A 24,526-nucleotide genomic window follows, 5' to 3' on the forward strand; every position below is an offset into this window, starting at 1 on the left:
GTAAGTCAGAACACCCGGTCAAGCCCTACCTACATTCTCACCGTCTCGAGGCTCGTCGCTGGCGCTCCTCGGCACCTCGACCATCGGATGGGAAGGGCGTCAGCATCCTTCGATGGCAAGTCGTCTTTCCCCGATGGTCGAGGTGCGAGCCGCGTGCGGCGAGCCTCGAGACCGACTGAGCGATGGGAAAAGCGTGCGCGGGCGTTCGGTCCCGCTCAGCGCTGCATGCGCACGACCTGCGAGTGATTGAACTGGGTGCGGCCGGTGATGTGGAGTCCGGCGGCCGAGATCTCTCGGTAGAGCTCCGAATTGGTGAAGTGGAACGGTTGGAAGAACCAGTCCGACATGCCGCCGGGGTAGAGCACCGATGCGCGTGAACGTTCGCCGTCGGTGACCACCCACATCACTGCGCAGCCCTGCGCGAACACTCGGTACGCCGACACCGGCGTCGGGACGTCCCACAGTCGGCCCGACTGCGCGGCATCGATTTTCGGTCCGATGTCGCGAAGGACGGCGAAATCACCCGGCTTGGTCTGCAACACCACCCGTTGCGACTCCGGGCTCCACGACGGCGCTCCATCGAAGGCGACGCAATCCCCTGGAGCGGCGTGAGCACCGATGTAGTCACCCACGGCGGAGAAATCGGTACCGCCCATACGGCCGTACGGGCCACGCTGAGCGAGGTATTCCGGTGTCGCGGCAGCTGCGAGCGCCACCAGCACGACCACGGTGATCCACCGGTTCTCGCGGGCCACCGTCCTCGCCGACCACGCCAGCAGAAGGGCCAGGGCGGGCACCGTGAACACCAGATACCTGGGGGCATACAACTGGGTCCCGGTCCACGAGATGACGAAGACCACCGCCGCCGGAATCAACAGCCAACACCAGGCGAGCACGAACAGCCCGGCGCGCTCGACCGACCACGTCAAGACCGCCGCCACGAGCGCGACGGCCACCACCACACCGGCGACGATCAAATACGGCCACGACCCGACGAAGAACTCCCACAGGGCGTAGGTCACCACCCGCTGCAGCGACATCTCCGGAATCCACGAGATCTGCGCACGCTGACCGTGGACCCACCAGGCGAACGGTGACACGAGGATCATCACTGCGATCACCGTGACACCGAAGCCACGAAATGCGCTGCGCTGCCGCAACACCAGGTAAGCGGCATGCGCGGCGAGCAGGGTGACCGCGAGAAAGAACCACACCACGGCGACGATCGCAACGACCCCGTAGCCCAACCACCACCATCGGCCACGGTCGGCGGCCGCGACGAGCAACCAGGTCAGCACGACCGCCAAGAACAGCGTGCCCGCATAGGACCGGGCCTCGTTGCCCGCCCACATCACCCGCGGGACGGTGAGGAGCACCAGCCCGGCCATCACCCCGAAGGGCAGGTCCCACAAGCGATTCGCGAGCACAACCAACGCAGCGGCGGCCGCGCCGACCGCGATCGCCGACGGGAAACGCACCGAGAACTCCGACAACCCGAAGAGCGCCGTCCACGGCTTGAGCAGGAGATAGTACAGGGCGTGCACACCGTCGGTGTGGTGCACGAGCGAAAACAGTTGCGCGTAGCTGCGATCGACCGCCGAGACGGTGGCAGCTTCGTCGTACCAGAACGATGGACGCCACGACCCCAGCGCCGAGAACAGCACACCGACCACACCGACGACCGAGCAGGCGACGAGTAATCGCCGCCGGTCGGTGCGTGGCGCCTCAGTCGCCGTCGAAAAGTCGTTGCCAGTTCTCATGACTCGTGAGTTCCGGCAGCGCCGCCTGCCATTGCGCGGCCAACGCCGGTGCATTCTTACGCAGGTCCAGGCACAGCGTGGCGAGCTCGCGAAGCTGTCGCACTGCGATCTGCTTGTCACGCCGACGGATTCGGACGCCGGTCTGCGACGCGTCGGTGACGATCGCCTCCGCGAACAGACCCACATGCCACCAGCGGGCGCTGTGTGCCGGGATGGCCACCCGCCCACCGCCGACACGACCGAGCACCTGCTGCACCACCCGCTTGACCATCACCTGGTCGAGCTTGTTGTCCTGCGGTTCATGGCCTTTGGTGACGATACGCGGGTCGCCGACCAACCCTTCGACGGCTTCGTGGCGCACCGTGTCCGGATAGTGCGAGCGCAGCTCCGACAGCTCGGCGAGTTTGGTGCGTCCACCGTCGGCGAGTATCGACGGGCCGGACATGAAGTCGCGCACCGCAAGCAGGAATGTCTCGGCCAGTCCGTACTGCATCGAGACGATGTGCCCGGTGATCTCGCGGGCCACGGTGGTGGCGACCTCCGTCGGATCGAACCGACCGTGGATCGAGGCGACGATCAGCGCGTTCCGCCAGCTGAAATATCGCGACCAGTCGTCGTAATCCTTCAGGTGGAAATCGGCATGCCACACACCGGCATTGGGCAGCGTCACCGTCGCGAACCCGGCCTTGCGGGCCCGGATGCCGAATTCGATGTCGTCCCATTGGAAGAACAGCGGCAACGACAGCCCCGCGGCCACCACTGCCTCGGCCGGCAACAGACACGTCCACCAGCCGTTCCATCCGGCGTCGCTGCGCGCATCCTGATGCTTCTTGAGCGCGTTGAGCCCCGACTTGCCGAAAGCACCGGGAGTTCCGGCCTTCAGCTCGTCGAGAGCCTCCCATTCGCTGGTCATGTGCACGCGATAGGTCTCCGACAACAACAGCATCTGCGCGCCGACGATAACCGGGCGGGACGCATTGTTGGCCAGCGCCGACAGTCGCACCACCGACTCCGGCTCGCAGAGGATGTCGTCGTCCATGACGACGATGTCGGTCTCACATTCGCCGGTCTTCGTCAGCTCGTGGATACCGCGGTTGAATCCTCCCGCACCACCGAGATTCGGCTGGATCAGGTACTGAAGCCTGGGCCCCAGAACATCTTTGACCTTCGGAAAGTCTTCGTGGGCGTCGACGCGCGCGGTGCCCTGGTCGACGACGTACACCGAGTCGATCAGGTCCAGCGCCACCGGGTCCGAGGCCAGGGTGAGTAGCGTCGAGATGGCGTCGGCGGGGCGGTTGTGCGTGCACATCACCACCGACATCAGCCGGTTGCGCTGCGGCCGCGGCACCGACCACGTCACCTCCCGGATCCGTGCACCACCACCGATTGCGGTGGCGTCGAACCAGATTGCGCCACCGTCGACGAAGCGCCGGACATCGAGATCGAGAACCGCCCGGCCACGACCGGTCACCTCGACGGCGTCGATCGGACGCCACCGGCCGCTCGGATCGGAGGCCTTGACCTCTACTCGCAACAGCGCATCGGGCGCACACTCGTGATCGAACTCCAGCCGGACCGACGAGACCGTGGTGTAGCGCTGCCAGTAGCTTGCGGCGAAACGGCCGAAATACGTGTTGGTACTGAGGATCGCACCGGGCTCCATCCGGACCGCGGTCCGATCCGAACGCACCAACGCGGCGTTGGCGTCGACGTACATCCCCGGAACCACACGGGGATTCGGCCCCGCGAACAGAGTTCGCTGTACCAACATCCGGTCATTTTCCTGCTGCATCGGCCCTCGATATTCGGTGGACGTGGCGAGTTGCGGTCACCCCAACCCGAACCGAGACTAGCTCACAGCGAACCATCAGCGACGCGCCCGACACGACGTGTCCGTTGCTGCCGCACACTGTTCATCGCGGCCCCGACCACCCACCGTTACCGATCGAGATCGGCAAGCGCCGCTCCGGCAGCGTGAAACCCGCACATGCCGTGCACACCACCGCCCGGCGGGGTCGACGACGAGCACAGATAGACCCCGTCCACGCCGGTACCGTACGGCCGCACCGTGGCCCGAGGCCGCGCCACGAGGTGCAGCAGATCATTCGGACCGCCGCCGATGTCACCGGCCACCTGGTTCGGATTGTCCTGTGCCAGTTGGGCGGGCGCGGTGACGTGCATGTCGACGATGCGGTCGACGAAACCCGGCGCGAATCGTTCGATCTGCGCGGTGATCGCCTCGGCCGCCGGACCGTCATATCCGGCGGGTACGTGGGCGTACGCCCACAACGGATGCAGGTTGCCGGCCGCGCGACCCGGGTCGGCGAGCCACTGCTGCCCGACCAGGGTGAACGGCCGTTGCGGCATCGTCCCGGCGAGCACCTGTCGTTCTGCGTCGGCGATCTCGGTGTAGGTCCCGCCGAGATGGACCGTGCCGGCACGCTCGCAGCCCGGCGCGGTCCAGCCGACCTCACCGTCGATCACGTAGTCGACCTTGAACGCCGCCGCACGCGGTCGGCGGCGTCCGAACGTGCGGCGTATCCGACGGGGCATCGCGTCACCGAGGATCTGCGCGGCGGCCTCCGGCAACACGTCGAGCACCACGACGTCGGCGTCGGCGAGATCGGCGCGATCACGGACGTGCACGCCGGTGCGAACGTGGCCACCCAGATCACCCAGCAGCGCCGCCAGCGCCGCGGTGATCGACGACGAGCCACCCTGCGCGACCGGCCACCCGTGGCGATGCCCGGCGGCGACGAGCATCACGCCGGCTGCCGACGACCCCAGCCGGTCGAGCCGGGTGAAGCCGTGCGCGGCCATCCCGGTGAGCAGCGCACGCGCCTGCGGGGTGCGCAGGTAGCGCGCCAGGATCGTTGCGGGCGGCAGCACCCGCAGGGCCGTGCGCGCGAGGACCAGCGGATGCCGTGGCAGGTGCGCGACGGGCCGGAGGATCTCCACGGCGACGTCGTCCATTCGCGCTGCGAGGGGGCCGAACAGCGCCTTCCACCGCGCACCGTCGGCACCCAGCGCCCGCGCGGTGGCATCGAGATCGCGGTACAGCAGTCCGGCGGTGCCGTCGTCGAGGGGATGGGCGCAGTCGATCTCCGGCCACCGCCACCGCAGCCCGTACCGCTCCAGCGGCAACGATGCGAGGAACGGCGAGGCCACCCCGAGCGGATGGAACGCCGAGCAGTGGTCGTGCAGGACACCCGGCCGCATCAGCTCGCTGCTGCGGGTTCCCCCACCGATGTCCGTGGCCGCCTCGAGCACCTCGACGTCGAGCCCGGCCTGGGCCAGGCGGACGGCGGCGGCCAGCCCGTTCGGGCCGGAACCGACGACGACCGCGCGAGTCATTTGATCTTGAAGATCACCGCGTGCTGGACGATGAAGTTGATGATCGTCGCCAAGCCTTGCGCGATGACGTAGGCGAGCAGGCTGTAGAGCAGTTCCTCCGGCCACAGGTGCGACAGGAAGGTGTAGACACCGACGTTGACGACGAACGTCACGCAATAGAGCACGGCGACGGCAACGAAGCGGGCCATGCTGGGCTCGGCGCGGAAGGTCCAGCGCCGATTGACGATGTAGGCGGTGGTGGTTCCGCAGACGAAGCCGACCGCCTTGGCGAATCCGGCCGGCACCCCGAGCCCGTACTGCAGGATCGCGGTCAGACCGAAGTCGAGGATGCCCGAACCGACGCCGGTGACGATGAACCGGAAGATCTGCGTCGCCAGCGGGACGTTGGTGGACGCCTCCTGATCGTCGAGAGGCAGCTCGGGGACCATCGGCGCATGCCGGGTCGCGAAATCGTCGTGCCCGATCTCGTGCGGGCTCGTCTCGTGCGGGCCGTTCGGCTCACCGGGGATGGGGTCTGGCACGCTGCCACCCTAGACCCTCGGACACCGCGCCCGTTCAGAACTCCTCTTCGATGTCGGAGTTGCGGGCGGCGCCCTCCCCGCGGTCGAGTTCTTCGAGATCGGTGAGGTCGCCCGCGTCGAGTTCGAAGTCGAACAGATCGATGTTCTCGAGCTGGCGACCCTTGTGTGAGGACTTGGGCACCACGCCGATCTCCTGCTGTACCGCCCACCGCAATGCGATCTGCGTGGGCGACTTGCCGTACTTGCGGGCCAACCGGATGATCGTGGCGTCGCCGAGCATGCCCTCCTTACGCCCGGTCGGATGCCACGCCTGCGCATGGATTCCCTTGTCCTGCATGAACTGTCGTAGATCGCCGCGTGCCAGCGCCGGTGAGCACTGGATCTGGTTCACCTCGGGCCATCGCCCGGTCTCGTCGTAGAGCGCCTGCAGGTGGTGTTCACGGAAGTTGGAGACACCGGGCACCCGGATGAACCCCTCGTCGGCCAGCGTGAGCAGCGCTTTCCAGGAGTCGACCATCCGGCCCAGGCTCGGGCACGGCCAGTGGATCAGGTAGACGTCGATCCAGGACACCCCGAGCCGACGCGCACTCTCCTTGGCCGCAGTGATCGCCTCGTCGAAGCCCTGGTCGCCACCACCGAGCTTGGTCTGCACGATCACCTCGGAGCGGTCGATCTGCGACTCCTCGATCCCCATGCCCACGCTGAGCTCGTTGGAGTAACGCGACGCGGTGTCGAGCAGCCGGTACCCGGAGTCGAGCGCGTGGGAAACCGCCTGCGCGCACGGCATTCCCAACATGTCGAAGGTGCCGAGGCCGACCAGCGGCAACGCGAATCCGGACGCGAGGGTGACCGACGGTATGTCCATCTGCCCAGGATATGGGGCAAGACGGTGCCGGCGCCCGATAACCGGAGACGGCCCGACAACTCGGGATGGCCGGACAACTTCGAGACCAAGCCGCCACGGCGGGGAACCGATGGCGATAGGTTCGATCCATGTTCCACCGCCTCCGGCGCACCCGCCGTCTCACCCTCGCCTCCGTCGCCATCGCAACCCTGATCTCACTACCGGCGCTGGCCACCGCTCCGGCCCACGCCGACGACGACGCCACCCCCGCTCCGGTCACCTCCGGACTCGACGCCACCGGCTACTCCGGACCGATCGGTGCGCCCGGCGCCCTGATCACGCAGGTGCCGTTGGCGTCGTCGGTGAGCATCCCGGCGGCCGGTCGTGCCTACCGCGTCCTGTACTCGACGCGTGACATCCACGGGCGCCCGGCGGTCAGCTCCGGTGAGGTGCTCCTGCCGAAGCGTCCCGCACCGGCGGGCGGGTATCCGGTGATCGCGTGGGCGCACGGGACCACCGGTCTCGGCGACAATTGTGCGCCGTCGGTGCTGCCGCACAGCGACCGCGACGCCACCTACCTGGGCCATTGGCTCGATCAGGGGTATGCGATCGTCGCCACCGACTACGTCGGCCTCGGCACACCGGGCTTCATGAACTACCTGAGCGGTACCGCGGAGGCACAGTCGGTGGTCGACTCGGTCCGCGCGGCGCAGCAGATGGATCTGCCACTGGCCAAGAAGTGGGCGATCGTCGGCCAGTCCCAGGGCGCCGGCGCCGCACTCAACGCCGCGCGCCGTGCGACGGCACTCTCGGCGGGCAGCGGACTGGACTACCGCGGGGTGGTCGCCACCGGCACCCCGGCCAACATCGAGCAGGTCGTGGCGCTCGGCGCGCCGGCCCCGGTCGCCCTGCCGACCGCGCTGAACATCTACACCGCCTACATCCTCGCCGGCTTCGCCGATGCCCGCCCCGACCTGAACGTGTCGGGCATCCTCACCCCGCAGGGCCGGCAGATCATCGCGAAGGCCCGCACGCTCTGCTACGCGGAGATGCAACCGGTGGTCCAGGGCGTCACCCTCGGTGAGTTCCTCGCCAAGCCGGTCTCGTCGATCCCCAACGTGCGCGCAGCGCTGACGGAATACATGGGCACCCCGTTCTCGGGGTACGACCGGCCGATCTTCCTCGGGCAGGGACTCCTCGACACCGATGTGCCGGCCCCGTCGGCGTTGTCGTTGTACGCGCAGATGGTCGCGGCGGGACAGCCCGTCGACTTCCACGTCTATCCGACGCAGGACCACTCGGGGACCGTGCTCGCCTCGATGCCCGACTCCACCCCATTCGTCGCGCGAATCATGAAGTAGCCCACCATGACCGCCACGGCGACCTATGACGACGTCATCATCGGCGCCGGGCACAACGGGCTGACCGCGGCGGCCTACCTGGCACGGGCGGGCCGGTCCGTGCTGGTACTCGAGGTCGCCGACCATGTGGGCGGCGCGGCCGTCTCGGCGATGGCGTTTCCCGGTGTCGCAGCACGGCTTTCGCGCTACTCCTACCTGGTGTCGCTGATGCCGCGCGAGATCATCGCCGACCTCGAACTCGACGTCGAACTGATCCGGCGACGGTATTCGTCCTACACGCCGCTGCCGTCGAATCCCGCGCATGGCGTGCTCGTCGACACCGCCGACGAGCCGGCCACCGCCGCCGCCTTCGCGCGTGCCACCGGCAGCGACACCGAATTCGGGGCGTGGCAATGGGTGTACGAGCGGATGGGCGAGCTCGCGCGGCGCCTGTTCCCCACCCTGATCGAGCCGCTGCGATCGGCAAGCGAGATCCGCGCGCGGGTGACCGACGGCGACTCCTCTCTCGCCGAACTGTGGGAGTTGCTCACCACCCGGCCGCTCGGCGAGCTCATCGAGCGGTACTTCGACGACGACGTCGTGCGCGGGATCGTCGCGACCGACGGACTGATCGGCACCTTCGCCGACCTGCACGACCCCTCCCTGCGGCAGAACATCTGTTTCCTCTACCACCTGATCGGTGGCGGCACCGGCGACTGGGATGTCCCGGTCGGCGGGATGGGCGCGGTGTCGGGAGCGCTGTATCAGGCGGCGCTGGCCGCCGGCGCGGCGATCCACACGAACTGCCGGGTGGTCGGCGTCGACCCGGCCGACGGGACCGTCGAGTACGTGCGCACCGAGGCGAACGCCACCGAAGCGGGTGGGCATCGACAACGGATCGGTCGGGTGCGGGGCTCGATGGTGCATGCGGCGTGCGCGCCGGTGGTGCTCAACACCATGCTCGACGACCCCGTCGACACCGAGCACGCGCCGCGCGGCGCCCAGCTCAAGATCAACCTGCTACTCGACCGGCTGCCGGAGTTGCGCGACCCGAATGTCGACCCTCGGGCCGCGTTCGCGGGCACCTTCCACATCAACGAGTCCTATGAGCAACTCCATACCGCCTGGGCGCAGGCCCGCCGCGACGAGGTACCCGAGGTACCGCCCTGTGAAATCTATTGCCACACATTGTCGGACACGTCGATCCTGGGCACCGACCTCGCCGGCAAACACACCCTGACCCTGTTCGGCCTGCACATGCCGCCCGAGGTGTTCGCCGCGCCCGGCGCGACGACCCACGCCGTCGAGGCCACCCTGGCGTCCTTGGATTCAGTTCTCGCCGAGCCGATCGCGTCGGTGATCGCGACCGACGTCCACGGCAACGCCTGCATCGAGGCCAAGACGCCGCGCGATCTCGAGGATGCCGTGGGCCTGCCCGGCGGCAACATCTTCCACCGCTCGCTGCAGTGGCCGTGGGCACCTGAGGACGCCGGCGTCGGCACCTGGGGCGTCGAGACGCGGCACCCGCGGCTGCTGCTGTGCGGCGCCGGAGCCCGCCGCGGTGGCGGGGTCAGCGGCATTCCGGGACGCAATGCGGCGGCGGCCGTACTGGGCTGGTGAGGCACTCCGAGCCCGCCGACCCGCCCGGCCCGTCGGCGCGGGCGGGTACTCTCTACCCCGATGTCTACTGAAGAATTGCTGCCGATCACGACCCGCACGCTGGTCGGATGGTCGCGCACCACCCCCATCGAAGGGCATGTCCTCTCGACGCCGTATCCCGAGGTCATCGCCGAGGCAGTGGCCCGGGTCGCCGACGACAACGCCGACAAACCCGACTACCTCAAGCGTGGCGTGATCGCCCGCGGGCTCGGCCGCTCCTACAACGAGTCGGGCCAGAACTCCGGCGGCCTGACCATCGACATGACGCCGCTGACGCGCATCCACTCCCTCGACGAGGAGACCGGGATCGTCGACGTCGACGCGGGATTGTCGATCGATCACCTGATGAAGGTGGTCGTGCCACGTGGCTTCTGGGTGCCGGTGATGCCGGGGACCCGACAGGTGACCATCGGTGGGGCCATCGCGCATGACATCCACGGCAAGAACCATCACAGCATGGGCAGTTTCGGTGATCACCTCACCGAGATGCAGTTGCTCGTCGCCGACGGTCGGATTCTGACGCTCACCCCCGACGGTTCGTCCGACGATCCCGATGGCAGCATCTTCTGGGCGACGATTGCAGGGATCGGCCTGACCGGCATCGTGCTGCGCGCCAAGATCGCGCTCAAGCGCACCGAGACCGCGTACTTCTACGCCGACACCTTCACCACCAACAGCCTCGACGAGACGATCGACCTGCATCTCGGGCAGCGTTACGAGGACGGTTTCGAGTACGCGTCGGGCTGGTTCGACACCATCAGCGGACCGCCGAAGCTCGGCCGCGGCAGCTTCAGCCGCGGCAACCTCGCCACCCTCGATCAGCTTCCGGACAAACTCAAGCGCGACCCGCTGAAATTCGACCCGAAGCCGCTGATCACCCTGCCGAACATCTTCCCGCGCTACCTCGACAACAAGCTCGACTTCTCGCTGGTGGGAGAGTTCTACTACCGGCTCGGCTCCAACAAACGCAACATCATCGAGAGCCTGCCGCAGTTCTATCACCCGCTGGATCTGATCGCGGAGTGGAACAACGCCTATGGCCGCGGCGGCGGCTACCCGCGTGGCGGTGGCTTCACCCAGTACCAGTTCATCGTGCCGACGGGCAACGAGGCCGAGTTCAAGAAGATCATCACCGACATCCAGGCGTCGGGGCACGTCAGCTTCCTCAACGTGATCAAGCTGTTCGGCGACGGCAACCGCGCGCCGTTGAGCTTCCCGTTCCGGGGCTGGAACGTCTGCCTCGACTTCCCGCTGCGCAAGGGGCTCGCCGAGTTCCTCAACGACCTCGACCGCCGCGTGATGGAGATGGGCGGACGCCTCTACACCGCCAAGGATTCGCGGACCTCGGCCGAGAGCTTCCACAAGATGTATCCCGAGATCGATTCGTGGATCGCGACCCGGCGGGCGATCGACCCGAACGGCGTGTTCATGTCCGACATGGCGCGCCGCCTCGAACTCGCCTGATCCCACTCCCCCACAACAGCTTTCCGTAGCTGTCGACACCAGAGAGATTCGTTCATGTTCAACGCCGTTGGCGCCCCGCAATCCATCCTCGTCCTCGGTGGCAGTTCCGAGATCGGACTGGCGATCGCGGGTGAATTCCTCAAGCGCGGCCCGGCACGCGTCGTCTTGGCCGTGGTGCCCGGCGACCCGGCCGCCGACGCCGCCGTCACCACCGTGAAGTCGGCCGGCGCCACCGAGGTCGAGGTGATCGACTTCGACGCTCTGAAGCCCGAGACCCACCCCGAGGTCATCGACAAGGCCTTCGCCGGCGGCGACATCGACCTGGCGATCGTGGCGGCGGGCGTGCAGTTCGACGACGAGGCCGTCTGGCAGGACCACAAGAAGGCCGTCACCGAGGTGACGATCAACTACACCGCCGCCGTCAGCGTCGGCGTCCTGCTCGGCGAGAAGTTCAAGCAGCAGGGCCACGGCCAGATCGTCGCCATGAGTTCGGTTGCCGGCGAACGGGTTCGGCGCTCCAACTTCCTCTACGGCTCGTCCAAGGCCGGACTCGACGGGTTCTACCTCGGTCTCGGTGAGGCGCTCGCCCCGTCCGGCGCCCACGTGCTGGTGGTTCGGCCCGGCCAGGTCCGCACGCGGCTGTCGGCGAATGTTGCCGAGGCTCCGCTCACGGTCAACAAGGAGGACGTCGCACGCGCCGTCGTCGCCGGCGTCGACGCCCACAAGGAGATCATCTGGGTGCCAGGGCCGTTCCGGTTCATCATGATGGGGCTGCGCCACGTGCCGCGGAAGGTGTTCCGCAAGCTGCCGGTGTAGTTCACGGGTCGGCTCGTCGGGTCGCGGTGGCCCGCATCAAGTACCAGCCTGCCACCGCGGCGCACCCCGACACCACCAGCAAGGCGCCGAAGGCGACCTGAAATGCGTTCTGCGGGTCGGCTACTCGCGTCGCGATGAGCACGGCGAAGATCGCGCCGCCGAACGAACCACCCACCCGTTGCAGCACGTTGACCTGCGTGACCCCGTCGGGAAGCTGATCGGTGCGCACCGCCTTGTACGCGGCCACGCCGGCCAGAATCGCGGTGAGCGAGACGGCCGCACCGAACACCACGAGCAGGGGCTGCACGACGACCAGCGGCGCGGTCGTCGGCAACACCGTCAACGCGCCACTGCCGACCATCGCAAGGAATCCGCCTGCCAGCGCGACCGGCCCGGGACCGTATCGATCGATCCAGCGACCGGTGAACGGCGCGCACACCGCGGTCGCCAGTGCGGCGCCGAGCAGGTTGAGTCCCGTGGCCAGCGCATCGAGGTCTCGGGCCAATTGGAAGTACAGCGTGAACACCAGTCCGCTGCCGAAGACCAGGGCGCCGGAGAACAATGCGGCGACGCTGCCCACCCGGAAGCCCCGCACGCCGTAGAGCGACAGATCCATCAACGGATTCTCGGCGCGGCGACTGACAACGACGAAGGCCACCAGGATCACCACCCCGGCGGCGAGCGCGGCGCCGACGGTCGGCGTGAGCTTCCCGGCGTCGCCCCACTGCGTCATCCCGAACATCACCAAGGGCAGACCCGCCGTCGCGAGAATCACCCCGGACCGGTGCAGGCGAACCGCCGGTGTGGCCACTCCATGGGGAATCATCCTGCGCCCCAACACAACCCCGACCACGCCGATCGGGAGGTTGATCACGAACAACCAATGCCACGACAATCCCGTCAGGATCAGCCCACCCACGAACGGGCCGAGGGCCGGTGCGGCACCCACCACGATCCCCAGGGCACCCATCACGCGGCCGAGCCGCTCGGGCCCGACCGCTTGACCGAGGATCGTCTGACCCGCGGGAATCAACACCCCACCGGCGAGCCCCTGCAGCACTCTCGCGGCGATGAGCAGGCCGATGCCGGGCGCCAGGGCGCACAGCGCCGATGCCACCGTGAAGGCGGCCAGCGCGTTCAATTAGATCACGCCGGTGCCGTGGCGACGGGCCAGCCAGCCGGCCACCGGCAACGAGAGTGCCAGTGCCAGAAGGTAGGCGGTCGCGACCCACTGCGTCTGTGACAGCGGCGCACCGAGATCGGCACCGATGTCGGTCAGGCCGACGTTGACCACCGACACGTCGAGGCCGGTGGCGAACGCACCGAGCACGATCACCCCGCACAGGCGCCTCGTGCGTCGGTCGAGCCGGGAGCCGGAAAGCGTTGCCGCACGGTCTGACCCACGTCTCATGCCGGCACCGACACCCGCAATGGACGCAGGGCCGCCGACCACTGTAGGAGTTCGTCGAGCATGCGCTCGAAGAGGCGGACGTGCCGCTCGCCGGGCTGCACCGTTCCGGGCTCGGAGATGTCGTCGAAGGCGAAGTCGGTGAACAGATCGAGGGCGACCTGGCTGCGCACACACGCCACCTTCACCTCGGCCAGGGTCAGCCGCAGATGTTCGACCGCCCGGACCCCGCCGTTGAGCCCGAAGCTCACGAAACCTGCAGCCTTGTCGTGCCATTCGGCGTACAGATAGTCGATCGCATTCTTCAGCGCCGGGGTCAGCGAGTGGTTGTACTCGGGGGTGACGATGATGAACCCGTCCGCCGCGGCGATCGCGTCGGCCCACCGTCGGGTGTGGTCGTGCCGATAGTCACCGATCGCTGCGGGTTGCGGCTCGTCGAGGAGGGGCAGGTCGAACTCGGCGATGTCGATGATCGACACCTCGGCACGACCGGTCAGCGCCTCGCGGGCAAGGTGCGCCGCCCATTCGGCGACCAGATACGACCGTCGTCCCGGGCGCGTGCTCCCGACGAGAACTGCCAGGCGTAGCGGTTCCGAGTCCGACTGCTGTGTGGAGAGTGAGGATGTCATGGCCCTAAGGTACAACGATCATTGCACTTAGTGCAATGTTGATTGCACTTTCGATCGGTGGGACCATGTTGCGATGCGAGCAGACAAGCAGCGGGCGCTTCTCGACGGGGCGCTACGCGTCTTCGCCCGTGATGGTTACAGCCGCGCGAGCATCACCGACCTCGCAGCCGAGTCCGGGGTCTCGACGAGGACCATCTACAACCAGTACGGCGACAAGGAATCACTGTTCAAAGCGGTGATCCTGGACAGCGCCACACGGGTTGCCGAACTGCAGATCGCCACGGCCGACCGCCTCCTGGGCCGAATCGTCGAGCCGGAAGCAGATCTGATCGCCTTCGGTCGCCAATGGTCGACGACGGATCCTGCGGTGGAGACCCATTTCGCGATGGTCCGCCAGATCAACGCCGACGCCGCGCACATCGCGCCGGAGACGTTGCGTGCCTGGCGCGACGCCGGGCCGATGCGGGTCCGACATGCGATCGCCGAGCACCTCCGTCGTCACGCCGATGCCGGCATGTTCGCCATCGACGACGCCGACATCGCCGCGCTGCAGCTGATCATGCTCACCGCGGGGAGCGTGCAGGAACTCCCGGCAGTCCGCGGTCCGAGCGACCCGGACACCGTCATCCGTGCCGGGGTCCGCACGTTCCTCGCGGCCTACGCCGCTCGGCCGCCGGGTGAGACACAGACCTAGCAGACAGACGTGGCAGAAGGTCACGCCATGGGCGAACGTTCTGCTACGTCTGTGTTCGACGTCTGCGCGATCAGGCGCCGCAGCCGGGTGATCCGTGACCTGAGCGGCACCACGTCAACTCCGAGCCGGTTTCACCGAGACCCGTCGTGACCAGGATCTCCGTGCCCGCGGAATCGACTGTCGGCGTTGCGGTGAACGTCTGGCCGGTGGCCATACCGCCGACGCCGGCGCCCGACCTCTCGATCAACCCGGTGAACGTCGCGGTGACCACGCCCCGGTCGATGGTCCAGGTGAATCCCCATTTCTCGCCGTCGACGGCGTTGGCACCCAAGAACACCGACCCGGTGGTGTGGTCGCCGTTGAACGTCAACGAACTCTCGTGACGCTGCCAGGCTCCGAGGTAGGCCGACGCACCGATGCCGTGACCCGGCGGAAGGGGGGTGGTGGTCGGCGGTCGGGTGCCGACGGGAGACGCCGGCGCGTCCCCGGTGGTGGTGTCGACCGGACCGGTGGCGATGGTGCTGGTCGCGACGGTACCGGTCACCGGTGCCGACGCACGCGTGGTCTGTGTCGCGGTCACGGTGACCACACTCGACGCCGACGACCCGGTGCCGGTGTCGGCACACCCGGTCACCAGCGGTAAGGCCGCCACGGCGGCCACGACTCCTACCCACACCCAACGGTGGCGCATGACGAACCCCTGTTCCTTGGCCGAGCAAAGTTGCGGACAAGGATGTGATCGCCGTCATGACCAGGCCGGTTACCGTGGTCGGCCGGTTGACCGACCACGCGGGACCCGGCGGCGTGGACCCTCAGGGCGCGCGCCGCTCCCACGCCTGATGGAGCAGGTCGTCGACGAGCGCGTCGTCGGCGACGTCGAGATCGACCTCGAGAGCGGAAAGCTTTTTACCCCAATAGAACTCGCGACAGGAGTCGGGATGACTCACCGCCTCCGAACGGATGCCGTGCTCATCGAGCATGACGCGCAACCGATTCGACGTCGGCAGGGTGGCGATGATCCTGCCGCCGAACCGGAACGACGGGAAGCCGTGGTGGTCACGCTCGACCACATCGGGGAGGGCGAGCGCGAGGTCGCGGACAACGCTCTCGGCGGTCACGGGCCTTCCAGCGGGGTGTGGAAGTACCAGAGGTGCCCCTCGAGGTCTCGCACGCCGTATTCGCGCACGCCATAGGGCTGGTCGGTCGGTTCCGCGACGATCGTCGCGCCGTATTCGCGGGCCCGCTCGTGGTGCGCGTCGACGTCGTCGACGGCGATGACGACCATGCTGCTGACCGCACCGAGCTCGCGCGGGGATCGGTAGCCCTCACCACTGGGGTGTAACCACAACGCCTGGTCTCCGGCGTAGACCTCGGCGTGTACCGCCGTCCCGTCCGGGGAGCGTTCGATCGGCCCCCCGGTCAGTCCGAACGTCTCGATCAGAAAGGCGTGCGCCGCAGGCAGGTCGTCGTAGACGAGCAGCGTGGTGGTGCCGCGAACCGGTGAATCGAGCATGGTCATCTCCTCCATGATGGTGAACAGGTCGTCGGACGACGCCTGTCCGGAGCTGTCGATCACGCGCGTGATCGCCCGCAGGTGTGTGCTGAGCCGTGCGGTGGCCGCAAGGGCACGCTCTGTCTCCGCGGCGTGGCGCGACACCATCTCCGCCATGTCCCACTCGGGATCGTCGAGCAGGGCCCGGATGTCGGCGAGCCCGAACCGCAGCCGCCGCAGCGCCAGGATTCGGTACAACCGTGCGACGTTGTCGGGGTCGTAAAGCCGGTGCCCGCGCGAGGTCCGCCCGGAGGGTTGCAGCAATCCGGACTGGTCGTAGTGCCGCAACGTCCGCACCGTGACGCCGGTCAGCTCGGCGAGTTCATCGACCCGCCAGCCGTGCTCACTCGCGCCGGGGGGCGTCGAACCGGTGGTGCTCGTGCGGGTGGTCGCCATGGATACGAAGACTAGAAGCTGACGCCGCATCCGATGCAAGCCCCGACAGTGAACATTTACCGACGCCGTCGGCGTCCGGGTACCGGCGCTACTGCTAGAACTGGTGGCGTGACGTCAACGCAGAGCCCGGCCACCGACGCCCCCCGACCGCCCGGGGCCGCGGCCCGTCGCCTCGCGAATCCGCACGTCATCACCGTGATCGAACTGGTCGTGGCCGTCGTGATCGGCGGAGTCGTCGCAATGGTCGGACTCAAGGTGATCGACGCCGTCCAGTGGCCCGCGTTCAATTCGTCGAACGTCACGCGGGCGTTGACCACCGTCGGTCAGGTGATCGCGGTACTGCTGCTCGTGGGCGCGGCGATCCTGTATCGCTACGGCCGCTCGCGATGGCTGACCACGCTGGTGTCGACGGTCGGCGTGGCCGGGCTGGTCACCGCCACCCTCGGCATGCCGCTCGGCGCGACCCGGCTCTACCTGTTCGGCCTCTCGGTCGATCAGCAGTTCCGCACCGAGTACCTGACCCGCATGACCTCGAGCCCGCATCTGGCGGACATGACCTACGTCGACCTGCCGCCGTACTACCCGGCCGGCTGGTTCTGGTGGGGTGGGCGATTCGCCAACGCGATGGGCCAGCCCGGATGGGAGGCCTACAAGCCGTGGGCGATCCTGACGATCGCGGTGGCCGCCGCGATCGGCGTGGTGCTGTGGAACCGGATGCTCGGCGCCGACCGGGGCGTGGCGGTCGCATTGGCGGTCACGGTGACCACCCTGATGCAGGCCTCCCCCGAACCGTATGCGGCGGTGCTGATCCTGATCGGCATCCCACTGCTGATCCCGATGATGTACGGGTTGCGCGGACGCGGGCGTCTCGCCGACGGCCCATCAGGGCGGCTGCGTTCGGGGACCAGTTGGTGGGCGGTCGTCGCGGGCGGGGTGTTCCTCGGACTGTGCGCCGCTTCCTACACGCTCTATGCCGGACTGTTCGCCGGGGTTGCGGTCCTCATGGCGCTGGTGGTGATCGTCGTCGGTTGGCGTGGGGTGGCGAACAAGGCCGTTGCCGCACAGGCGGTTTCCGCGGCCAGGCGGAGCCTGGTCATCGCGGTGGCGGTGCGGCTGATCGTCATGGCGGTGATCTCGGGTCTGATCGCGCTGCTGGTGTGGACGCCGTATCTGCTGGCGCGGCTGCGCAACGAACCGTCGAGCGGGGGCACCGCCGAGCACTATCTTCCCGGTCGCGGGTCGGTGCTGCCGCTGCCGATGTTCGAGTTGAGTCTGACCGGCGCGATCACGATGATCGGACTGCTGTGGATTCTGCTGCGGTTCCGGCAGCGGACGGTGGCACTGACTTTCGGGATCACCGTCGTCGGCATCTACCTGTTCTGCCTGTTGTCGATGCTGCGCACCGCCACCGGCTCCACCCTGCTCTCCTTCCGCCTCGAGCCGATCTTGATCGCGGTGCTCGTCGCCGCTGGCGTGCTGGGCGTCGTCGATCTCTCGCGCTGGGCGGTCGGGCGCTTCGGCGACATCCGGGTCGTCATCGGTGTGGTGGCGGCGATCGCGGCCGCGGCCATGGCGCAAGGGATTCCGGACTATCTCTCCAACGAGATCAACACCGCCTACACCGACACCGACGGCTTCGGGCAGCGCGCCGACCAGCGTCCGTCAGGCGCCGAATCGTTCTTCCCGCAGATCGATCGGCTCATCACCGAGCAGACCGGGCGACCGGCCACCGACAACGTGGTGCTCACCGCCGACTACGGCTTCCTCTCGGTCTACCCGTACTGGGGATTCCAAGGGCTGACCTCGCATTACGCCAATCCGCTCGCCGAGTTCGACAAGCGCGCCGCGACCATCGAGAAGTGGACGCAGGCAACGACTCCCGACGAGATGATCGACCAGCTCGAGCATTCGCCATGGCGGGCGCCCAACGTCTTCCTGTTCCGCTATTCCGCGGGCGGATACACGCTGCGGCTGGCGCAGGACGTCTACCCCAACGACCCGAACGTCAAGCGCTACACGGTCACCTTCGACCCCAAGGCCTTCGCCGACCCACCGTTCGAGGTCACCGAGGTCGGGCCCTTCGTGCTGGTCGTGCGGAGGTGAGGCCATGATCATGCCGGCCGAGAAGATGGTGATCAGCCGGGTCGACGGCGCGTCGTCGACCGCTTGGTTCGTCGGCACGGCAGCCGTCAACTGGGTTGTTCTGCAGGATGATTCCGGAGTGACCCTGATCGATGGCGGGTATCCGCGTCAGGCGGCCCTGGTCGAGGAGTCGATCACGAAGGTCGGTGCGAGCCCGTCCGACATCCGGGGTGCACTGCTCACCCATGCCCACGTCGATCACATCGGCGGGCTGGTGAGTCTGGCCGCGCGTCATGGCTTTCCGGTTTTCGCCGACCCGGACGAGGTGGGCCACGCCCGCCGCGACTACTTGCAGCAGGCGTCGCCGGCCGCCATCGCATCGGTCGCCCATCGGCCGCGCGTCTGGCGCTGGCTGGCCGAGGTCGTGCCGCTGGGTGTGTTGAGCCGCAAGGGCATCGGGACGACACAGCCCTTTGCTCACACCTCGGATCTGCCGCGTCCGCTCGATCTGCCGGGCGCGCCGGTGCCGGTGGCGTCGCACGGGCACACCGACGGTCACAGCGCCTACCTCGTCGCCGACGGGGCGGTACTGGTGTCCGGGGATGCACTGGTCAGTGATCACCCGATCTCGGGAGTCTCTGGCTGCCAGTGCATCCCCGACGTTTTCCAGCACGACGTGGCCGCCGCCCGGCGCAGCGTCGAGGCGTTCACGACACTCGATGCGACGGTGCTGTTCCCCGGCCATGGGCCGCGTGTCGACGGCTCGGTGGCCGAGATGGCACGAGAGGCGTTGGCGCGCTAGGTGTTGTCGCGCCAGAGGTTGTCGCGCTAGGGGTTGTCGGAGCCACCTTCGGCGAGCTCCTTGATCGTCGTCAGGCGGCGCTCCCATCCGCGGGCGATCACCTCGAGGCTGCGAGCCACCTCGGAGAGCCGTGCGCCGACGGCCTCGTAGCGCACCTCGCGGCCCACCTTGACCGGCTCGACGAGCCCCGCGTCGGTGAGCACCTTGAGGTGTTTGGCGATGCCCTGCCGCGAGATCGGGAGTTGGGTGGCCAGCGCCGACGCCGACGCCGGGCGCCGGCCGAGTTCGACGAGCACCTGCCAGCGGGTGTCGTCGGCGAGCGCCGCGAACACCTCGACCGGCGCCGGGCGGGTGGAACTCTGGTCAGGCACGCGAATGTTCCTCGGTGAGAGCGGCTCTGGCCAACTCGAGTTCGAATCGCCAACCCTCGGTGTGATCCTCCAGCCGCGACCGGCGATTGACATCGGACTCGTCGAGCGAGGCGAACCCACTCTCGGCAACCTTCACCTCGACACCGGAATCGGTGGGAGTGAGCCAGAATTCGACGAGCGTGAAGGTGCTCGACGGATCGTCGGCGTCGATGAGCCAGCGGAATGCGGCGTAGCGGGGCTCGTCGAGTTCGACGATCCGCATCGAGAAACTGCCCTGCACCGGGTCGACGACGGTGGTGATGCCGTCGCGGGTCTCGATCCGATGCTCGGTGAGGGTCTTGTCGTTGATGTACCAGCCGGGTTCGCTGACGAGATCCCAGACCCGTTGCACGGGCGCGTCGATGAGGACCTGGTGCTCGATGCGGTCGAGGTCGGTGGTGGTCATGAGAGGGCCTTTCGCCGGAGGATTATGTGCAACTCGATAGTTGCACCAATGATCCGGACGCGCAACCCCTGGGTTGCAGTCAGGGTCGGTCGGCGTCGACGATCTCGGCCAGCCGTCGGATGGCGAACTCGTAGCCGCGGATGCCGTAGCCGACGATGATCCCCGCCGCGAGCGGCGAGACGTAGGAGTGATGTCGGAAGGCCTCCCGCTTGTGCACGTTGCTGATGTGCACCTCCATGATCGGCACCTCGGGGATCACCAGCGCATCGGCCAGCGCCACCGACGTGTGGGTCCAGCCGGCCGGATTGATCACGATGCCCGACACCTGACCGCGCGCCTCGTGAATCCAGTCGATCATCTCGCCCTCATGGTTGGTCTGCGCGGCCCGTAACCCGAATCCCACGTCGGCGGCCGTGCGCTCGGCGAGGGCGACGACGTCGGCGAGGGTGTCGGCGCCGTAGATGTCCGGTTGCCGCAAACCGAGGGTGTTGAGGTTGGGCCCGTTGAGCAGCAGGATCGGCAGTCGTTGCGCGTCAGAGGCGGAATCGGTCGACATGAGCGTCAGCCTAGTGCGGTCTCGGCGCGCACAGGCCACCCACTACCATCACTCTTTGTGCCAGCAGCGTTGACGGTCGGGCGAGCGAAGCTCGTAGCAATCATCACGGGCCTGCTCGGCCTCTTTCTCGCGCTCGCGACGCCGTTCATGCCGGTCAACCAGACCACCGCGCAGATCACCTGGCCGCAGGACGGTCAGATCAATTCGGTTACCGCACCCCTGATCAGCTACGTCCCGATCGACCTCGACGTCAGCGTGCCGTGTTCGGCGGTCGGCGAACTGCGCGGCGGGCAGTCGGTGCTGTTGTCGACGACGCCCAAGGGGGCCGAGAAGTCACCCGAGCGTGGCCTGTTCATCCGGAAGACCGGCGCCGCGACCGATCCGGCCGACAAGCAGACCGTCGAGGTCGTCAATCGCAACGTGCCGCTGGTGTCGGCAACCGTCGCGCAGATCAATACACAGAGCTGCCGCGACATCGTCGTGCACGCCGACTCCGACGAGGTGACCGCCGAATTCGTCGGGATGACCAACGACAAGGGCGAGTCATTGTCGGGCACGACCAGCGACCGCGACCTCTACACCTCCGATCAGCGCCCGCAGGTCACCGGCCTGTTCACCGATCTGACCGGGCCGGCCGCGTCGCTGCCCGGCCTGCACGCCCACGTCACCATCGACTCCCGCTACACCTCCACACCGACGATCCTCAAGTGGTTGGTCCTGATCGTCGGCATCGTGTGCACCCTGCTGTCGTTGATGGCTCTGGCCGCGCTGGATTCGACCGACGAGCGCAAGCACCGTCGGATCTTCCCGGCGCGCTGGTGGCGTCTCAATGTTCGCGACTACGTGGTGTTGATCGCGCTGCTGGTGTGGCACTTCATCGGGCCCAACACCTCCGACGACGGCTATCTGATGACGATGGCCCGCGTTGCGCAGAACAGTGAGTACACCGCCAACTACTTCCGCTGGTACGGCGCTCCCGAGGCGCCCTTCGGCTGGTACTACGAGGCCTTCGGACTGCTCAGCCACGTGTCGGTGGCCAGTCCGTGGATGCGGCTACCCGCCCTGCTGTGCGGCGTGGTGTCGTGGCTGATCATCAGCCACGAGGTGCTGCCGCGGTTGGGCCGGGCGGCCATCACCCGGCCTGGCGTCGCGTGGACCGCGGCCTTCGTGTTCCTTGCGTCGTGGTTCCCGTTCAACAACGGTCTTCGTCCCGAGCCCATCATCTGTCTCGGCGCGCTGCTCACCTGGTGCTCGGTCGAGCGGTCGATCGCGACGGGCCGGCTGCTGCCCGCGGCGCTGGCGTGTTTGTTCGGCGCATTCAGCCTTGCCGCCGGACCGACCGGATTGCTGGCCGTCGCCGCGTTGATCGCCGGCGCCAGACCGATGATCCTTGCGCTCATCAAGCGGGCCCGCGTGATCGGCAACGGGTGGCGATCGTTCCTCGCGTTGCTCGCCCCGATACTCGCGGCGGGAACCTTCGTCATCTTCGTGGTCTTCTCGAATCTGACGCTGCGTTCCTTCCTGGATTCGTCGAAGATGAAGTCGGCGCTCGGGCCGTCGCTGCACTGGTACAACGAGATCGACCGCTACTCTTCACTGTTCGCGTTCTCCGCGGACGGCTCCATCGCCCGACGCTTCGCCGTGCTGGCGATGATCCTCGGGATGGTCGTCTCGGCGGCGGTGCTGATCCGCAAGTCCCGCATCCCCGGCACCGCGATCGGTCCGACCCGACGAATCGTCGGAATCACGTTTGCGTCGTTGGTCTTCCTGATGTTCACGCCCACCAAGTGGACCCACCACTTCGGCGTGTTCGCCGGTCTCGCAGCGGCATTGGCCGCCATCGCCGCGATCGCCGCCAGCCAGAGCGCGATGCATTCGCGCCGCAACCGCACGCTGTACGCGGCGCTCGTGTTCTTCATCGTCGGACTCGCGTTCGCCGGCCCCAACTCGTACTACTACTCCTCGGCATGGGGAATGCCGTGGGGCGTCGATCAGCCGACCATCGTCGTGCGTCTGGGCACGTTGTTCCTGGCGATCGCACTGCTGTTGTTGTTGCTGGCGTTGTGGTTCCACTTCCGTGAACCGTTCACCGGCACCGATCCCGACGCCGAACCGGACGACCAGTGGAAGTCCGAGAAGCATCCCTGGTATCGGCGCACTTGGCACTCCCTCGCCGGGGCCCCGCTGGCCTGGGTGGCCGCACTGGTGGTGGTCTTCGAGCTCGTCACCGCCGCGTTCGCCGGTATCCACCAAAGTGATTCGTACTCGGTACCCCGCTCCAACCTCGAAGCGCTCGCGGGCAAGCAGTGCGGCATGGCCGACAAGATCTGGGTGGAGGAGAACCCCAGCAACTACGAATTGTCGCCGGTCGACAAGACACTCACCGATCCGCTCGCCGGCCCCGCGACCCAGCCGGCGTCGTCGACGGAGCCGGCGACGAGCGGCTTCGGCCCCGACGCCGTGCCCGAGGAACTCGATACCAAAACCCCTGCGGGCGCACTCGGAGTGCTCGCCGGAGACGCCGCGGCCGACCCCGATGTGTTGATCGCCAACGCCGGTGGCACCGGTGGTGGTGAGGAGACCACGCCGGGTGTCAACGGCAGCCACGCCGCCCTACCCTTCGAACTCGATCCGTCGAAAACCCCGGTGTTGGGGAGCTATTCGAAGGATGACCAGACACCTGCGCACCTGACCTCGGGCTGGTACACGCTGCCGACGGACTATCGGGATCACCCGCTGGTGACCTTCTCCATCGCCGGGCAGTTCGACAATCCGCAGGATCTGGTACTGGAGTACACCACCGGCAAGATCGGGTCGACCACCCGCGATGCCGACCTGTCGGCGACCGGATCGGTGAACATGATCGACCCCGGACCCATGCCCTCGTGGCGCAACGTGCGGGTACCCACCACGGATCTGCCCGACAACATCACCGCGGTCCGCATCGTCGCCACCGACGACAACCTCGCCTCGGATCGCTACATCATCGTCACGCCGCCGCGCCTGCCGCAGATGCGGACCCTGCAGGACGTCGTCGGGTCCACCGCCCCGGTGCACGTCGACTGGACCTCAGGGTTGGTGTTCCCGTGCCAGCGGCCGTTCACCCACCACGACGGTGTCGCCGAACTACCGCAGTGGCGCATCGAGCCCGGCGCGGATCTGTCCGCGGCGGTCTCTGCATGGCAGGACGCCTTCGGCGGCGGCCCGATCGGCTGGGAGCAGGTACTGCTCGAACCGACCGCTCTGGCAACGTATCTGAAGGGTGACGTCGGCCGCGACTGGGGCTCACTGGAGCGGCTGGTCCCCTACGACGACGTGACCCGCCACGCCGAGATCACCACCGGCACCGCCACCCGCAGCGGACTCTGGGCTCCGGCGCCGATCCGGCACTGAACTCACCGCCGGGGCGCTGCCCCGATGGTCGAGCCCTTCCCGATGGTCGAGGTGCCCGGCACCCCAGGCGCCGGGCCTCGAGACCCGGTGAGAGAACAAGCCTCCCAACCACATCCACCGCCGAAGCGCCAAACGCGAGCCGAATTCGTAGACGCCCCTGCTGCACCAGCCGCGTCCATACGTAGGCGCCGCGTACACAGCAATCCCGACCGTCCAGGCGCCCCCCATCATCGAAAACCCTGCCCTCCAGATGGTCGAGCAACCCGCCCTGCCCGCGCAACGAGCCCCTTTCCCCGATAGTCGAGGCGCACGGCGCCCCAGGCGCCGGGCCTCGAGACCCGGTGAGACAACAAGCCTCCCAACCACATCGATCCGGCTCACAGCGAAAGCCGCACCCCCTACCACACCCCACCGACAGAAAACTGCCGCCAGCCCACCCC

Annotated in this window: 20 protein-coding genes and 1 pseudogene; 8 read left to right on the forward strand and 13 right to left on the reverse strand. The window is 67.7% G+C overall.

Annotation, left to right across the window (positions count from 1 at the left end):
- Positions 1-215: 215 nt before the first annotated feature.
- From P3L18_RS27355 to P3L18_RS27375, 5 genes are all read right to left on the reverse strand, one after another.
- Positions 216-1,760 (reverse strand): glycosyltransferase family 39 protein, encoded by a 1,545-nt coding sequence (locus tag P3L18_RS27355; RefSeq protein WP_216354220.1) that lies wholly within the window; start codon positions 1,758-1,760, stop codon positions 216-218.
- Positions 1,726-3,552 carry a glycosyltransferase gene (locus P3L18_RS27360; protein WP_014358519.1) on the reverse strand — a complete coding sequence of 609 codons (1,827 nt, stop codon included), beginning with the start codon at positions 3,550-3,552 and terminating at the stop codon, positions 1,726-1,728. Before P3L18_RS27360 ends, P3L18_RS27355 begins: the two co-directional genes overlap by 35 nt.
- Positions 3,553-3,698: 146 nt before the next feature.
- Positions 3,699-5,114 carry an NAD(P)/FAD-dependent oxidoreductase gene (locus tag P3L18_RS27365; protein ID WP_276115895.1) on the reverse strand — a complete coding sequence of 472 codons (1,416 nt, stop codon included), beginning with the start codon at positions 5,112-5,114 and terminating at the stop codon, positions 3,699-3,701.
- Entirely contained in the window at positions 5,111-5,635 is a 525-nt protein-coding gene (locus P3L18_RS27370; protein WP_276115896.1) for a GtrA family protein, read from the reverse strand. Before P3L18_RS27370 ends, P3L18_RS27365 begins: the two co-directional genes overlap by 4 nt.
- A gap of 34 nt (positions 5,636-5,669) precedes the next feature.
- On the reverse strand, positions 5,670-6,500 hold the full coding sequence (locus tag P3L18_RS27375) for an aldo/keto reductase (protein WP_006369268.1): 831 nt from the start codon (positions 6,498-6,500) through the stop codon (positions 5,670-5,672).
- A 128-nt stretch (positions 6,501-6,628) separates the two neighbouring features.
- On the opposite strand from P3L18_RS27375, the gene P3L18_RS27380 reads away from it, so the two are divergent.
- The 4 genes from P3L18_RS27380 to P3L18_RS27395 are packed head-to-tail and all read left to right on the forward strand — an operon-like array spanning position 6,629 to position 11,758.
- Positions 6,629-7,840: a lipase family protein gene (locus P3L18_RS27380; RefSeq protein ID WP_276115897.1), complete on the forward strand. Its 1,212-nt coding sequence runs from the start codon at positions 6,629-6,631 to the stop codon at positions 7,838-7,840.
- Positions 7,841-7,846: 6 nt separating this feature from the next.
- A complete protein-coding gene (locus P3L18_RS27385; RefSeq protein WP_276115898.1) occupies positions 7,847-9,439 on the forward strand; it encodes an NAD(P)/FAD-dependent oxidoreductase in 1,593 nt (530 codons plus the stop codon).
- Between the two features lie 60 nt (positions 9,440-9,499).
- On the forward strand, positions 9,500-10,942 hold the full coding sequence (locus P3L18_RS27390; RefSeq protein WP_014358514.1) for an FAD-binding oxidoreductase: 1,443 nt from the start codon (positions 9,500-9,502) through the stop codon (positions 10,940-10,942).
- A gap of 54 nt (positions 10,943-10,996) precedes the next feature.
- On the forward strand, positions 10,997-11,758 hold the full coding sequence (locus P3L18_RS27395) for a decaprenylphospho-beta-D-erythro-pentofuranosid-2-ulose 2-reductase (protein WP_020172658.1): 762 nt from the start codon (positions 10,997-10,999) through the stop codon (positions 11,756-11,758).
- 1 nt (position 11,759) lies between these two features.
- On the opposite strand, the pseudogene P3L18_RS27400 reads toward P3L18_RS27395, so the two are convergent.
- Positions 11,760-13,169, reverse strand: a pseudogene (locus P3L18_RS27400) (DHA2 family efflux MFS transporter permease subunit).
- Complete coding sequence (locus P3L18_RS27410; protein WP_276115901.1) at positions 13,166-13,795, reverse strand: NAD(P)H-dependent oxidoreductase; 630 nt, start codon at positions 13,793-13,795, stop codon at positions 13,166-13,168. Before P3L18_RS27410 ends, P3L18_RS27400 begins: the two are co-directional and overlap by 4 nt.
- A gap of 73 nt (positions 13,796-13,868) precedes the next feature.
- On the opposite strand from P3L18_RS27410, the gene P3L18_RS27415 reads away from it, so the two are divergent.
- The gene (locus P3L18_RS27415; RefSeq protein WP_276115902.1) at positions 13,869-14,489 is read left to right on the forward strand and encodes a TetR/AcrR family transcriptional regulator; all 621 of its coding nucleotides are present in this window, start codon (positions 13,869-13,871) and stop codon (positions 14,487-14,489) included.
- A 70-nt stretch (positions 14,490-14,559) separates the two neighbouring features.
- Here P3L18_RS27415 and P3L18_RS27420 read toward each other — a convergent pair whose 3' ends face one another.
- From P3L18_RS27420 to P3L18_RS27430, 3 genes are all read right to left on the reverse strand, one after another.
- A complete protein-coding gene (locus P3L18_RS27420) occupies positions 14,560-15,150 on the reverse strand; it encodes a hypothetical protein (protein ID WP_276115903.1) in 591 nt (196 codons plus the stop codon).
- 151 nt (positions 15,151-15,301) lie between these two features.
- The gene (locus P3L18_RS27425) at positions 15,302-15,607 is read right to left on the reverse strand and encodes a hypothetical protein (RefSeq protein ID WP_276115904.1); all 306 of its coding nucleotides are present in this window, start codon (positions 15,605-15,607) and stop codon (positions 15,302-15,304) included.
- On the reverse strand, positions 15,604-16,437 hold the full coding sequence (locus P3L18_RS27430; RefSeq protein ID WP_276115905.1) for a MerR family transcriptional regulator: 834 nt from the start codon (positions 16,435-16,437) through the stop codon (positions 15,604-15,606). The genes P3L18_RS27425 and P3L18_RS27430 overlap by 4 nt, the downstream gene beginning before the upstream one ends.
- Positions 16,438-16,545: 108 nt before the next feature.
- Here P3L18_RS27430 and P3L18_RS27435 point away from each other — a divergent pair, with 108 nt between their 5' ends.
- Complete coding sequence (locus tag P3L18_RS27435) at positions 16,546-18,540, forward strand: galactan 5-O-arabinofuranosyltransferase (protein WP_276115906.1); 1,995 nt, start codon at positions 16,546-16,548, stop codon at positions 18,538-18,540.
- 4 nt (positions 18,541-18,544) lie between these two features.
- Entirely contained in the window at positions 18,545-19,321 is a 777-nt protein-coding gene (locus tag P3L18_RS27440) for an MBL fold metallo-hydrolase (RefSeq protein WP_276115907.1), read from the forward strand.
- Between the two features lie 26 nt (positions 19,322-19,347).
- Here P3L18_RS27440 and P3L18_RS27445 read toward each other — a convergent pair whose 3' ends face one another.
- The 3 genes from P3L18_RS27445 to aroQ all read right to left on the reverse strand — a co-directional run bounded on the left by P3L18_RS27445 (position 19,348) and on the right by aroQ (position 20,693).
- Positions 19,348-19,692, reverse strand: a complete 345-nt coding sequence (locus P3L18_RS27445; protein WP_253194121.1) for a metalloregulator ArsR/SmtB family transcription factor — start codon at positions 19,690-19,692, stop codon at positions 19,348-19,350.
- Positions 19,685-20,137 carry an SRPBCC domain-containing protein gene (locus P3L18_RS27450; protein WP_079931310.1) on the reverse strand — a complete coding sequence of 151 codons (453 nt, stop codon included), beginning with the start codon at positions 20,135-20,137 and terminating at the stop codon, positions 19,685-19,687. The genes P3L18_RS27445 and P3L18_RS27450 overlap by 8 nt, the downstream gene beginning before the upstream one ends.
- A 79-nt stretch (positions 20,138-20,216) precedes the next feature.
- Positions 20,217-20,693, reverse strand: a complete 477-nt coding sequence (aroQ, locus tag P3L18_RS27455) for a type II 3-dehydroquinate dehydratase (RefSeq protein WP_079931311.1) — start codon at positions 20,691-20,693, stop codon at positions 20,217-20,219.
- A 57-nt stretch (positions 20,694-20,750) separates the two neighbouring features.
- Here aroQ and P3L18_RS27460 point away from each other — a divergent pair, with 57 nt between their 5' ends.
- Entirely contained in the window at positions 20,751-24,086 is a 3,336-nt protein-coding gene (locus P3L18_RS27460; protein ID WP_276115908.1) for an arabinosyltransferase domain-containing protein, read from the forward strand.
- Positions 24,087-24,526: the final 440 nt, after the last annotated feature.

Origin of the sequence: Gordonia sp. N1V, from assembly GCF_029269935.1 — a bacterium.
GTDB lineage: Bacteria > Actinomycetota > Actinomycetes > Mycobacteriales > Mycobacteriaceae > Gordonia > Gordonia polyisoprenivorans.